This is a genomic window from Lactococcus sp. UBA7128, from assembly GCF_002492185.1.
GTDB classification, from domain to species: Bacteria; Bacillota; Bacilli; order Lactobacillales; family Streptococcaceae; genus Lactococcus; species Lactococcus muris.
Map to the genome: position 1 here is coordinate 1 of NZ_DKXK01000092.1, position 13,108 is coordinate 13,108.

General features: G+C 38.9%; 11 protein-coding genes and 1 pseudogene. All 12 read right to left on the reverse strand.

The window, feature by feature from the left end:
* Window positions 1-125 precede the first annotated feature (125 nt).
* Complete coding sequence (esaA, locus tag B4H39_RS09940; protein ID WP_251420646.1) at window positions 126-2,912, reverse strand: type VII secretion protein EsaA; 2,787 nt, start codon at window positions 2,910-2,912, stop codon at window positions 126-128.
* Window positions 2,913-3,216: 304 nt separating this feature from the next.
* Window positions 3,217-3,507 carry a DUF4176 domain-containing protein gene (locus B4H39_RS09945; protein ID WP_251420648.1) on the reverse strand — a complete coding sequence of 97 codons (291 nt, stop codon included), beginning with the start codon at window positions 3,505-3,507 and terminating at the stop codon, window positions 3,217-3,219.
* Between the two features lie 10 nt (window positions 3,508-3,517).
* Complete coding sequence (locus B4H39_RS09950) at window positions 3,518-4,192, reverse strand: hypothetical protein (protein WP_251420650.1); 675 nt, start codon at window positions 4,190-4,192, stop codon at window positions 3,518-3,520.
* The gene (locus tag B4H39_RS09955; protein WP_286927575.1) at window positions 4,186-5,421 is read right to left on the reverse strand and encodes a hypothetical protein; all 1,236 of its coding nucleotides are present in this window, start codon (window positions 5,419-5,421) and stop codon (window positions 4,186-4,188) included. The genes B4H39_RS09950 and B4H39_RS09955 overlap by 7 nt, the downstream gene beginning before the upstream one ends.
* Window positions 5,422-5,522: 101 nt before the next feature.
* The gene (locus B4H39_RS09960; protein WP_202230313.1) at window positions 5,523-5,879 is read right to left on the reverse strand and encodes a hypothetical protein; all 357 of its coding nucleotides are present in this window, start codon (window positions 5,877-5,879) and stop codon (window positions 5,523-5,525) included.
* A 3-nt stretch (window positions 5,880-5,882) separates the two neighbouring features.
* Window positions 5,883-6,161 (reverse strand): hypothetical protein, encoded by a 279-nt coding sequence (locus B4H39_RS09965; protein WP_202230312.1) that lies wholly within the window; start codon window positions 6,159-6,161, stop codon window positions 5,883-5,885.
* Window positions 6,162-6,182: 21 nt separating this feature from the next.
* The gene (locus B4H39_RS09970; RefSeq protein ID WP_202230311.1) at window positions 6,183-6,629 is read right to left on the reverse strand and encodes a DUF4176 domain-containing protein; all 447 of its coding nucleotides are present in this window, start codon (window positions 6,627-6,629) and stop codon (window positions 6,183-6,185) included.
* A 1-nt stretch (window position 6,630) separates the two neighbouring features.
* Entirely contained in the window at window positions 6,631-11,109 is a 4,479-nt protein-coding gene (essC, locus tag B4H39_RS09975) for a type VII secretion protein EssC (RefSeq protein WP_251420652.1), read from the reverse strand.
* Window positions 11,110-11,114: 5 nt separating this feature from the next.
* Window positions 11,115-12,242 (reverse strand): type VII secretion protein EssB, encoded by a 1,128-nt coding sequence (gene essB / locus B4H39_RS09980; protein ID WP_251420653.1) that lies wholly within the window; start codon window positions 12,240-12,242, stop codon window positions 11,115-11,117.
* Window positions 12,229-12,492: an EsaB/YukD family protein gene (locus B4H39_RS09985; RefSeq protein ID WP_202230308.1), complete on the reverse strand. Its 264-nt coding sequence runs from the start codon at window positions 12,490-12,492 to the stop codon at window positions 12,229-12,231. Before B4H39_RS09985 ends, essB begins: the two co-directional genes overlap by 14 nt.
* The gene (gene essA / locus B4H39_RS09990) at window positions 12,489-12,959 is read right to left on the reverse strand and encodes a type VII secretion protein EssA (RefSeq protein ID WP_202230307.1); all 471 of its coding nucleotides are present in this window, start codon (window positions 12,957-12,959) and stop codon (window positions 12,489-12,491) included. The genes B4H39_RS09985 and essA overlap by 4 nt, the downstream gene beginning before the upstream one ends.
* A gap of 46 nt (window positions 12,960-13,005) precedes the next feature.
* Window positions 13,006-13,108, reverse strand: a pseudogene (locus tag B4H39_RS09995) (WXG100 family type VII secretion target); the annotation flags it as partial.

Genomic DNA, 13,108 nt, shown 5'->3' on the forward strand with positions numbered 1-13,108 from the left:
AATGAGTGTTTGATGAGAAAAGAGTGGATGGTTTGGCTTGGGGCTTGGCTTTAGACATGAAGAAAAGAAGCTCCGACTGGAGCTCCTTAACTTTATATGGTTAAATATTCTCTGCTTTTATTACCTCAAACCTTCTTATGCTTTTTCGTGATTACTCGAGAAACAAGAGTGCCCAGCACACCCAGTAATAAACCTAGGATAAAGATAATCAGCCAGCGCCAATCAAATTCCTTTTTGATTGAATCAACTGCTTCTGTAAGATTCTTAATGCTAAATGGCTGCGCAAAGAAGTTAAATATTTGATTTTTGTCAGCAGCTTGGCTACGTGTATTCGACAGAACCTTACTGAAATTGTTATTGTAATCTTCACTCTTATTGAACGAACTATTTCCATCATTCAATAGATTGTCTGTGTTTTTCAGTAGTTTTTCTGCAGAAGTTTTTGTCTCCTGCGTTGTCGCGACCAGCCGGTTAAATTCGTCAGCATTGTCTTTAATCATATGGGCACTTTTAGCAGTTTCTTCTGCCCTTTGCGCCGTGCTTGTTGACAGTTCGGAAATGGTTTTGTAAAGGTCATCGCTGGCTGCTTTGTCTTGATAGAGCGCGACATCAGCAGAGTTATACTCTTGCCAAGGTTTTAAGGCGAGTGTCTGCGCATCATTTTTCTTCCATGACTTATAATATCGGTCAATTGAGGCCAGCGTATTGTTATACCAGTTGAAGAGTTCGCTCATATTTTGTTCAAAATATTTCTCTGGTAACTGATTATCGTTCAAACTGTCTTTAGCTTTGCTTAAATCATCAATATTTCCATTTAGGGCAGTAATTGACTCAATCAAAGCTTTAATATTCTCTTGACCTGCTTCTTGATACACCTTTACATCACTGTCACTTAGGCGTTTTTCCAGTTGAGACATGTCCATATTGCCATACAGGTTGTAAATAGATTTTGGTGATGCGTTTTTAAAGTCCTCCAATGTGTTCATTCTATTCACAGAAGAATTTGGTACCCCATAAATCCATGTGATAAGAGTAGCAGCCTTATCGATATTCCCCAAGAGTTCAGCAATCCTTCCAAACTTATTCCCGCCTAAATAATCAGAAATTTCATTCCTTGGATACAGTGTGTAATCCGCTGAAGTAGAGTTCTCCTTCGGATTTTTTTCACCCCAGCCAAATTCAATGTTTGCCTTTGTGCTCTGTGCAAGGGAAACGTCATAAACAATCGTAAAAGCTGCATCTTTTCCATCTTTTTTACCCTCTTCTGCCCCCTCTGTGCTTTTGTTATAAAGAACAAGAGTGTTATTTCCCCTATCAATAATCTCACCTTCTTCTGGTTTTATGCTTGATCCGTCCTTATTGTAGGTTACTTGAGCTCCTGTAATTTTAAGCGGTTTAAGCTCATATTGTTTCCCTGCAGGAACTGTGATGTTTAACGTTTGGTGGAAAGACTGTTCCCTTGTGTTGACTGTAGGGATATCGCGGAGGAATGATACTTGTCTTTGCGGCACCTTTTCACCAGATGCTTGTAACGCATTCCCGTAGCGTTCAATCAAGTTCAAGTCTTTTTTGTATTGAGAAACATCTGCCCCAGAAGCTTCCATAGCCTCAAACAAAGCCTTATAGTTTGAAATTTCCCAAGGTATTTCTCCCAGTAATTTTTTCAGATTTGATAGGTAAGCTGTGTCATTAAGATTATCCTCGTGATTAAATGATGTTATCTTTTGAGCCAAGGCTTTCCTTGCTAGCTTTTCTGCCTTTTTAGGATCTCGTAGAACATCTTCCACCTTATTAAAGTCCTCAAACTTTAAGTCTTTTTGAGCAAAAAATTGCTCGTAGAGTCTAGCTTCTAACTTGAATAAGTCATCGCGATTATCATTAAGGGCCCCAAGCTGTGTGTCCAAACTTTTCCGCAATTCTTTGATATTTTCATTGTAATCCGTCACTTGATGCTGGAGATTGGCAAAGAGACCAGATGTCTTACCGTTACCCTCATCTTTATAAAAAGGAGATAAGTTATTGAGTGTATCAAGGTAGAGACCATCAAACTGTTTAAAATAAGCTTTTTGATCTTCTTCTGCTTGATTGATAATGGCTTGATTACCATTTTTCAGATTGACATCTGTGATTTCTTTCTGAGTATCAAAATACTGCTTTAAGCGAGGCAACTGGTTGTTAAATGTTTTGCTTGTTGAGTCTAGCATGCCTTGTGTCGACTTGCTAAAACTATTTTGCGAAGCAATCCACGCGCTATTTGCTGACTTTAAACTTTCAGCTGCGGTTACAACAGAGGAATAGTTTTGATTGGTTGTCTGAAATGGACCATAAACTTGACTAGAAAGGTTCGTCAATACTTTCCCATGATTTGCAATGACGGCATTCATGTTATTCTGAGCTTCTAAGATATTCCCTGCAACTGAAGCATAGTACATCTTGACAATACTTTGATTGAAATCACGCAAAATGGTCATAATCTTATCATCAAGTAAATTCTGGGACAACTCTGACTGGTTGTTTTGAAGTTTATAATTGACCTGAGACTGTATCGGGTTGATATCCTGTAAGGTCAAGATATCATGAGAGAAGTTTTGCGGAATATAAATCACCGCATCTACTGCCTTATCCTTGTAAGCCCGGTCTGCGACAGAACGTGAAACAACTTGCCAATTGTACTTCGTATCTCCGGATACTAAATTAACAAAGTCTCTCCCAAAATTATAGACTTTCTTGTTAAAACTCGACTCCTTATCTTCATTGACCAAAGCAATCGTTGGTTTTGAAACGGTTTTCTGTGTCTTTTTATTAAAGCTCAAATAAGCAAAGACAGCTATAAGAGCAAGCACGGCAACCGTCAATAAGCCAATAGAGAGCCATTGTTTTTTCTTCACATTTTTTACAAATTTTTTCTCCATAATACTTCCTTTATTTTTCTACTCTTTACTACTGACGATTTCTTTAAATCATCACTAGTAATTAGTAGAGTTTATTCTACTAATTTATTTTCTTCAAGAAATTGACTGACATCTTCACGAAGGGATGTGTAATTATTTTTTTCTTGATATTCCTTTGCAGTTCTGCTCTTTCCATTTAAGGCAGACACAAGCTCTTAAGATTCAGAGGGATTATAGATTAGTTCTATGATTAGCTATCCCTTTCTTTTTAAGGATGTTTGCGTTATGCATCATAATTTATCCATTTACATAAAACATGTCCAAATTATGAGGTTACTCCCTTTTTAAGTTTCGCTCCTTCTCTATCCAACCATTTATTATACAATGTCCTGAAACGCTCCTCTTCTTCATCTTTGTAGCCTTCAAAAACGACTTCATCTATATCATCGTCATTGAAATAGTACACTTGCTCAGGATCTAAGCCGTTGGGATATAAAGCCCCCGTATAATCAAAAATAACTTGTTCCCCATTTTGCTCAACAACAGGTCCACGATTTAGAATCATAATTTTTTGATTTCCGTCTGATAGATAAACAATACTTCCAATCGCTAACATAACCTTTCTCCTATTCTTTTATTTGATATTTATTTGTTCTTATATCTAGAAAACTTCCAAATCTGTTAAAGAGCAGGGAATAGATTGGAAAGACTCCAAACATGAACAACTGTGAATAACTTGAACTGGAAATGCTGATAATCAATAGAATAATTATGAATATAGGAAGTCCTATAAAAATAGAAAAACTTCTTTTTTTCGATGTGAGTTCTTCTTTGTCTACCGGTACGAGCGTCTTGTAGGGCTCTGTGAGGTTAATTTTTGTTTTACGACTATAAAGAAGACCGAAAATAACAGCTGCACCACAAAAAATCAGCAAAACTACCATTTCCCAGTTTTGTGCAATTCTTTGATCATATGTCAAATCCCAAATATTAAGGGACTTAGGAAAAAGCCCAATATTTACAAGATACAGAATGTATATTACCAGAACGCTCCATACGGAATTTTGTTTTAGATAGAAAGGCAAAGGCTTTATGTTATACTGATTTTCTTTTCCAGTCACTTCATAAATCTTCCAAGATTTATTTACATCAGGAAAAAATCCAGGAAAATAGTTTCTTATATCTTTGGGATTTGAGAAATCTATGATATAAGATTTCCCCTGAAGTTTAATCAAAAAATACCTGACATTAATATATTTGACATCTTCTATCATGTATTTATCGTAATTTTTAGTTACCATCCGAAACAGCCTTTCAAAGATTTCTCGGGATTACTAAATGCCTTACCAACATTTGTAACAGCATCTTTAACCTTATTTCCAGCTTCATTTAACATATCGCCCGCTCCGTTGACAATATCTCTAACTGGTTTCACATTATCATATAATGCTTTAACTGCTATGCCAGCCACAGCACCAGCAACAATTGCTCCTGCTACAGGCAAAGCAACCGCAACCACTGCAGTCAATGCCGCGCCTCCAGCAAGCATACCAGAGCTTACAGCAGCTCCTGCAACGGCTGTACCAATAGAAGCTCCTAAACTACCAGCCCAATAACTTGCAGCGGTAGCAACCCCACTGTAGGCAATTGCCCTACCTTTATTATGGTATTTCACATTATATTCATTGTAATTTTCAACTGCTCCTAGCACAACAAGGCCTCTGCCTCCCCACTTTGCAAATGCGCCTATCCTGTCACTTACTGGATTAGAAATACCTTTTAGTTTACCACTGAGCCATCTTCTTGGAGTAAAACTGTCTTTCACAAATTTTCCGTTTTTTCTAGGTTGCAGTTTAGCTCCCCAAGATTTACCAATATTTTTTCTTTCCTCTATTGTTTTATTTGTAATTGATTCAAAAAATTTACTCAGGGATTCATTGAACCACTCTTTTTTATCTGAAACTTTAGATAAAATTTCCTCGCCTGATGCCTTAAAAAACGCCATATTTTTTTCATTAAAAATCAGTTGGCCCAGCTCATCAAACTGCGCAGCTCCTAACACTGAGACAATCGACAGAATCGCCTTAAATTCGTTGGCACTACTCTTAAACAACGCTCCCACGTTATCATTAAACTCACGCAGTTTCTCAAGCTTTTTTTCAACTTTCCGAATATCATTGTTGACGGTACTCATATAAGAGGACAATTGTCCTTTTAGATGAACATAGCTTGTGTTCAAATCGCTATTTTCGGGATGAGCTGAAGCGAGCTGTTTATAAGAATTAATTTGTGAAGTTATGGAGGATTGTTGAGCTTTTAAAGCTTGAAGCTGCATATTTAGCTTGTCTTCATCTAAAACTTCATTGCCCACTGCCGAATCATAACCTTTATATTTTTGGACTTCTGTTTTTAATTTTTCTACTGCCTTTGAGGCTTTTGAAATCGTCGGAAGCACCAGCTGTGAAAACATTCCCTTACCAGCGGTATAGGCTGCCCCAGATAATGCGTTTGTGTCTAAGGCTGATGTCAAATGTTGGCTGGCTTGATTGAGGTTATCAATTATTACTTCCGCAGTTCCAATGTTTCCGTCTAAGGCAGCTATAAGTCCCTGCGATTCAGATGGATTATAGATTAGTCCCATGATAAACTGTCCCTCTCTTTTTGCAATTTTTCTCGTTCTGCTTCAAGTTTGAGTCTCTCTTTTTTATACTCAGCTTTTAATGCCTCTTGTTGCTGAAAAATAAGTTCCGAGATATATTTTTGCTTTTGCTGAGTTTCACTGTAAGCATCTTGCCTATGACTTCTCCTATTGATGTCGTCGTCAATGGCTTGAAGTTGCTTAAAACTGCTCATCATGATGGTCGAAAAATTTTCCAATGCCTGTTGTGCTTTTTGCTCTTCTAGACACAGTTCATCACTTTTACTTTCTATGGATGCGATTTTCCAATCATATTCTAAACGCTTGTCTGCTTTTTTATCCTTCGCCATCGATTAAAAGCCCCAGCTCATGTCGGTTAAAGCAACTGCATCTTGCTTATCTCTTTCTTCAATGACCGCAGCCAGCTTAGGGAACTTATCAGCTTGTGTTTTAATACTTGACTGAAGCTTTGTTAGGTCCTCAATGATACTATTAGAAACCTCTGCTGCCCTTTTCATACCTGCAATGTTGCTTTCCCCAAGCTCAAACTTTGTATTTGAAGCCTGTCCACTGGTGTTAAACATCGAAACGGCATCTGAAGCTGCACTTATATCTGATTTTATTGCTCCCATTACCCTTATCCTTTCTTTGATTTACTTTTTAAACTTATAAAAGGGATCTCTTTTTAAGAGTTCTTTTTCATCCTCCACCTTAGGCGGTTCTGAAACAACTGGCTTCTCTTCCTTTTTTTCTTGGGGAATTGCCGTAGCCTTAGGAGAGCTTCCCATTTTCTTAATTGCCTTTTCCATCCCAGCTATCATGTCAGACAAAAACTTATCGTCTTTTTCATCCCGATAGCCTTCGTAGACAATCTTCGTTATGTCAGATTCCGCAAGCGTGATAATCGCATCTGCTTGTCTTGCAGAGCCCCCTTGTGGATGAGGTGCAACTTGATAGCGTAAAATTGTCTCCCCCGAGCTGTCCTTTCCAACTGCTCTTGCCACAATCACATAAAGTGTGTCTGCTAAAGCATCCATATGGTCAATCTCAACAACTGATCCCAGACCTAAAAACTGGAGTTTCTTTGCATTTTCAGACATTTTAAGCCTCCTCACTTTCTACAGGAACGACAATGTTAAAGAATTCTTCATCTTTCACTGCATGCAGAACATTTTTATTGACAACCTCTTTCTTCACTTCCAGAGGAAGATTTTCAATCAGATGCTGACTGTTCAAGTCACCGCCAAAGAGAATCTGATAAGCATTTTCACGCACAGCCGTTGTAGGCATGTTGAAACTATTCCCTACGCGGGTGAAGTAATCCATCACAATCAATTGCTTGTTAGGATTATTTTGAGTGAGCAAGGAAACCAGCTGTCCTTGTTGAATGTTGAGTTGCGTCACAAGGTCTGCAAGTCCATTCATGATTAATACACGTGCTGTCGTTGTTTCTTCTTCTAGCCAAGCCTTCAATGCCTTTTGAAGATCCATATTTTGTGTGATGATTGCTTCTTTCGAGATATATGCAGTAGATTGAGAAGCATAGTGTTCCAAGTTCTTGCTGGCATCGATTAAGACAAGCTCTGCCTCGCCAGCAGCTTCAAATATCTGTTCCATCAAGAAAGGCATCAGTAGTTTAAACTGCTTTGCAGATGCAGGGAAAATTCCCAAACTCTTGGCTTCAAAGAATTTGAAGAATTCTGGCTGAGCGCTTAATTTATTAAGTCCTAGAGGCATCACGTGTTCCTCACGGCTAATCAATGATTTATAGATTTCTGGTGTTAATTCATCAGGAACCATTGGAATTTCATCTGGTAAAGCCCCTTTCCACTCCTCTTTCATTGCTACAATTTCTCGGTCAAGTGCCGCAAGCGCATCAACTTCATTCTCCTCCCTTGTAGGTAGGAATATTTGAAGGGCCAAAGGTTGCTCCAGTTTGATTTGTGCACGTCCTGGAAGTTCCACCTGTTCTAATTTCTCACGACCGAATAGATTGCTGAGATCTCCATCTTCATTTAAGAAGAGCGCCATTTTTGTCTGAATATTGGCCATCATATTCATGCGGATAGCATTATAACGGCCTGCAGTGAGTACCAAATAAATTCCTACAGCAGCACCTTCACGTAAGACTTTCAGTAAAAGATTATCAATCGTATCTTTACGATTATCATTTGGACTTAAGCCGTCATAAGAATCTAAAACATTCACAATGATTGGCAGTTCATGTTGCGTTTTACTTTGATACTGTTTAAGATTCGCAACGCCCACTTTTTTGAATAAAGCCTTACGTTCTGCCAGATTTTGTTCCAAGCGCTGAAGCATTTTTTGGAGTTTTTCATTTTCTTCCAAGGTCACGATATCTGCCACATGAGGAAGCTCTTTCAGCGGCAATAAGCCATTGGTTCCAAAGTCAAATAGGTTGAATTGGACCTGCTCTGGTGTATTCTGACGGGCCAAGTTCATAACAAGCGTTTGAAGGGCTGTGGATTTCCCAAAACCAGGGCTTGCAAAAAGCACTGTGTGAGAGCTTTCTTCCAAATCATAATGGTAAACTTCTTGGCTTTGTAAGCTTGGAATATCAAGTACACCGAAAGGAATAGATAGGTTACGCTTTTCTTCCCTTTTCACTGGCTCTGTTACAATTGCTCCAGCTAGATTTGGTAGCCAAGGTTTATCTGGTTTTGTATAGCTTGATTCTTCAAAGGTCTTCACAATTTCTTGTATCGTCGCCTGTAACTGCGTAGGAAGCTCTTCTTTATCATGATTTTGATCAATCACTTCCTCACGCGGGTCATAGAAAAGTTCCCACTGCCCAACAGCATTGATATGGAAGATACGCTCATCTTTTGTTTCCTCCTGTGTAGCGTGTGGATTGTATTCTACTCCTCCGTAACCAGATTGGAACAACTCATAAACTTCGCTCTCACCTACACGAAGATAACCACGTCCTGCGTTAGTAATGTGTGCAGCATCCCCTGTCTTAATCAAAGCTCTCGAGTTAGCCTCATCCGACATCTTCAAAGCAACTTTAGACTTAGAGTTGGCATCAATCTGATCATTGACCACACCATCTGGCTTTTGAGTTGCTAATATCAGATGCACCCCAAGGGAACGTCCGATACGTGCTACTGATGTTAACTCATCCAAGAACTCTGGCACATTTTCTTTGAGTTCCGCAAATTCGTCTGAAACCAGCATGAGGTGAGGCAAAGGTTTTTCTGGATACTTTACTCCCTCACGTGGGTTCAAACGCTCACGATAAAGCTTCGTATAGCCTGCAATATTTTGAACCCCGTATTCTCTAAATTCACGCTGGCGTTTCTTGAGCTCTGCATTAATGGAAGCCAAAGCTCTCGCAGTGCCAGCACCATCCAGATTGGTAATTGAACCCATGAAATGTGGAAGATTAACCAAGGTATCCGCAATTCCTCCACCTTTCCAGTCGATGATAAGCATACCTATATCTTCTGGAGAAAAATTGATGGCTAATCCCATCAAGTAAGTCGTCAGAAATTCAGACTTACCAGATCCAGAAGTTCCCCCTACGATAGCATGGGGACCGTGTACTTGTTCGTGCAAATCCCAAAAGGCAAATTCTTTCTTACCTTTCCATCCAATCATAGAGGCAATAGACTTACTTGGTTCTGCTTGATCCCAACGGCTCGCAATATCCAAGTCTTCGACTGTTTCGACCAAATATTGTTCCAACAAGCTAAGGCGCTCAGGAATCGCATTTTTCTCCACTTCCATGTGCTCTAAACTGGACATTTGACGAAGAATAACTTCAAAGTTTTCTTGCCTTTCAAGCGCTGGATAAGGATGATACACCTTGTCCATATGATGACCATTGTCTTGAATAAGTACACCAGCCTGCTGGTTCTTCACTTCTACAAGAGCAGTGATTGTTTCAGGTAAGAGTTTCTTGTCCTCTTTACACCAGATCACAGTCACACCCAGATCAGACATATCTTCAGCTAAAAACTCATTGAGTCCATGCCCCGCCAGATAAGAATCATCAAAAATTGTAAAGACAAAATGAGGAAGGAAGGTTGGTTTCTCACGTCCTGCTGCATTCAGCTCTTGCTGCCGCGAACTAATGATTTGGTAAAAGCTAGAAAGCACCATGTCACGAGATTTGGCATTATGCACTATTCCTCGCGTATTAATACCTTGTACCTTAAAGTGGGGAAGAAAACGCCATTTGTGCCAATCTTTTCTATAGGATTTTTCAGGTACTAAAGCGATAAAATTAAGGTCACGGTAAGAATGAAAAAATGCCAGCTGCAAGTAAAGATTGGAAACTGTATCTTTTAATAGCTCATAATTTCCGATTAGTCCAAGAGTTTGATGTCTTAAATCCAGCGTCACTGGTGTATCTTCTTGTTTGGTATATTTTCCCACCAATCCTTTAACATGGCTGGCCCACTCGCCCTCATCACGCGGTGTATAGTCTGTTTCCACCTTCAAGCCAGAAGGCTGTGTCCCTGTTCCTAAGGAAACTTGCAAAAAGTCCTTGTTATTAGCCATGCGTTCATAAAGACGTGAATCATATTTTTCAATCTTCTCAAGCAATCTCTGTGGAGAAGGTTGTTGATAATGCAGTACTTTATTCTCTTGACGGTGCGCTTGGTTCAGCTTAGAAGTTGTCTTTGCTAAATAAATCTGATAGTCTTCTTCCCGTTGTCTTTCACGCTCTAGACGGTCCTTTTTCTCAGTGCGGTATTGCGTGACTGTAAAAACAACAGTCATTGCACTGACAAGCGCAGTCGCCATCATCATAAGCGCGTTACGTCCTGCTAAAAGTGTTGTCAAACCTCCTGCCACAAGCATTCCTATAGGAGGTAAAATAGCTTTGAGTAACCCACCTTTAGGCGCTTGTTCCTTGTCTCCTATCTTTTCAAACTTAAAGCTTTCTTCCGGAATTTCTAGATTCAAGCGCGGAGAACGCCGATATTCGGGGAAATCCTGAGGCTTTTCCAGCTTACGCTGCTGCTCCAAGAAAAACTCAGGATTGAAAATCACCTCTTGTGAAAAAGCCGTCACTTTCCATTGTTCAGCACGTCGCTCTATCATCAGTTCAGGCGTAAGGAGAGTGTCTCCAATCTTGAATAACACGCTCGTACTATAGTTCAGCTTCTCATCGTTATAATAAACAAAGTCCCCTAAAGGTTTTATGAGTGCCAAAGGTTGCGCCTCATCCTCATTGTCAATAATAATGAGAGAATCATCCTGCGTCTGAATAGCACACGGAGTTGTTTGATTATGGATAACAAACTCATGATTATCTAAAACCAAAAAGTGTGTCTGCAGCTCCTCTGCCAACAAGACAAACAGAGGAACACCCTCAACATTGTGCCTCCCTTTAGAAAGCTTTTCACCGTTAACAAGAAGTTGATCGTTAACAACGCCAAACAACAAATGCGCATAAGAAGCAGTCATTTGCGATTCAGTTAATGTCACTTTCTCCAACTTGTCTTTTAATATGAAAATAATATAGAGAATTTCTTCGGGATGACGTGCATCGTAGAGAAAATTCTGATTTTCTTTTTGTGAATGTTCTAATTCAAATAATTCTTTCATACTGTTTATTTTCCTAAGCTTTTACTTAACTCTTGTATTGCTTTATTGTATTCTTCAAGTTTCTTCTGCTTCTCGTCACCATTCATTGTGCTGTTTAATTTTGTCACTTGATAAAGATCAGTGTAGGCAAGCAAAGTCAACTGGTCATCGCCAATATTCTTTGCTAAATTCAGAGATTTTTCAAATTCCCCCCGTCCTTGATAAATCCAATAATTCAACGTATTGTCATCTGTTGTAGAGGAAATATTGTTTAAAATTGCCGCTTTTTGAGTTTGACTCAAATCTGCCAAATGAATGGAAGAAGAGGCCATGACAAAACGCGCTTCTTTAGGAAGCTGTTCAGGTTGATAAGCCTTTAAATCTTCCAAGGTTTTATCGTAATGATTCGTGATAAAATCTGATTGTGCAGCCATAATTGCTTTCTGCTTAGGTATGGTTACATTTTGATCCATAAAGGTCAAAACTCCCATAATAATTGCAGCGATCAAAGCGGCAGAACCTGCATATTTGAAGAAACTGTAGCGCCCCTTGGACACCTTAATGGTAGATGCTTCTTCCCTTTGTCTTTCGCGAGAAAATTTCTCTTCTAATAAAGCATCAACTTCTTCAAAATTGCTACAAGCCACTAGAGACTGACTAAACTTGTCCCTGAGGCTGGCTTCTCCTCCTACAAGATTTTCATAAGAGATTTTAGAATTCAAAATTGATAAAATAAGGGCCTTATATTGTGAAAGAAACAGTGCACTGTCTGTTTCCATAGGTACAACTCCTTCCTTCATCCCAACATGAACAAAAGAGAGTTTTCCATCTGTCAAAAAGATATTTTCTGGATGAACAAAGGGTATTCTGTATCCTGATTTTTGCGCAATCAAATTTTTTAATTTTAGAGCCAGTTCCAGACGCTCTATCTCTGACTTTGCTTGTGCCTTAAGAGAAGACAAACTTTTAGCATTACGTGTCAGCTTGTAGGAAATTTGAAAAGCATATTCCTCATCTGCAGATGCAGTCAGATCAGTTTTATTCTTGATAAATTTCAATTCTTGCTGGTTAACCTGCGTTCCTGTTAAAAAAACAATAAAACGATTTTCTTCCCTCTTAACCGTTAATGTATCCTGTCCATCAAATAATTTCATTTTCTTCTCCTACAACGAGCTGTAATATATCTCCATTTCCCAAACCCAGCTCTTTTAACGTTAATCCACTTTCAAGAGCTATTGACTTTCCTTTAACAACAAAACTCCATTTTTCTGGTAAGCTTTGTCCTTTTGCTTCAAAGGCTTGACTCAACAATTCAATCAGGCGCTCTGAAGTAACTATTGACGGGACAGCTAAGTCAACTTGCTTTCCCATCCATTCTAAACTGATTTCAATATGATCTTTCATCGCTTCCTCTTTCGTCTTGCAAAACGTCTTGCCGCAAATCCTGTCAAAACCATTAAAGGTATCGCCAAAATCAGTAATACAAGTATTCCCTTCGTTTTAACTTCTGTACCTGAGGATGTTGAAGCAACGTTTGCCTGTTTATAGTCTTTAAATAATTCTGTCCTTACATTTTGAACATTTGTCTTATACAACTTATTCTGACTGTTTTTATTAAAATCTATAGCTTGAACATGCTTGAGAGTTTCCGCTTCTTGCTTTTCTTTCTCTTCTTCCTTTTCATACAGGGATGTCGAAAATAGCTGAGAACGAATCCCAAACTCCGAAACACTTGCGCCTCCTCCAGATTGGTTAGTAATCATCTCAGACTGAAGCTGTAAACTTCCATCACTGTCTCCCAGTACAGAGGCAGATGAACACGCCAAGAAAAATAGGACGCCAAAAAACCATAAAAATTTATGCTTTTTCATTTATTCTCCATAAAAAACAAAATAAGCACCACAAGGGTGCTCACTTTTAAAATCCAAAACTTTGAGCATCTTGTGCATCACGTTCTGCGACTGTGTCCGCATATTTATTGAGTTGTTGATTAATACTTTCTAGCAATTCTTCGAATTTT

Excerpts from the sequence above, each read along its gene's own strand:
- essA (WP_202230307.1), bottom strand. The coding sequence starts at position 12,959 with ATGAAAAAGCATAAATTTTTATGGTTTTTTGGCGTCCTATTTTTCTTG.
- B4H39_RS09985 (WP_202230308.1), bottom strand. The coding sequence starts at position 12,492 with ATGAAAGATCATATTGAAATCAGTTTAGAATGGATGGGAAAGCAAGTT.
- B4H39_RS09960 (WP_202230313.1), bottom strand. The coding sequence starts at position 5,879 with ATGGCGAAGGATAAAAAAGCAGACAAGCGTTTAGAATATGATTGGAAA.
- B4H39_RS09950 (WP_251420650.1), bottom strand. The coding sequence starts at position 4,192 with ATGGTAACTAAAAATTACGATAAATACATGATAGAAGATGTCAAATAT.
- essC (WP_251420652.1), bottom strand. The coding sequence starts at position 11,109 with ATGAAAGAATTATTTGAATTAGAACATTCACAAAAAGAAAATCAGAAT.
- B4H39_RS09945 (WP_251420648.1), bottom strand. The coding sequence starts at position 3,507 with ATGTTAGCGATTGGAAGTATTGTTTATCTATCAGACGGAAATCAAAAA.
- B4H39_RS09965 (WP_202230312.1), bottom strand. The coding sequence starts at position 6,161 with ATGGGAGCAATAAAATCAGATATAAGTGCAGCTTCAGATGCCGTTTCG.
- esaA (WP_251420646.1), bottom strand. The coding sequence starts at position 2,912 with ATGGAGAAAAAATTTGTAAAAAATGTGAAGAAAAAACAATGGCTCTCT.
- B4H39_RS09970 (WP_202230311.1), bottom strand. The coding sequence starts at position 6,629 with ATGTCTGAAAATGCAAAGAAACTCCAGTTTTTAGGTCTGGGATCAGTT.
- essB (WP_251420653.1), bottom strand. The coding sequence starts at position 12,242 with ATGAAATTATTTGATGGACAGGATACATTAACGGTTAAGAGGGAAGAA.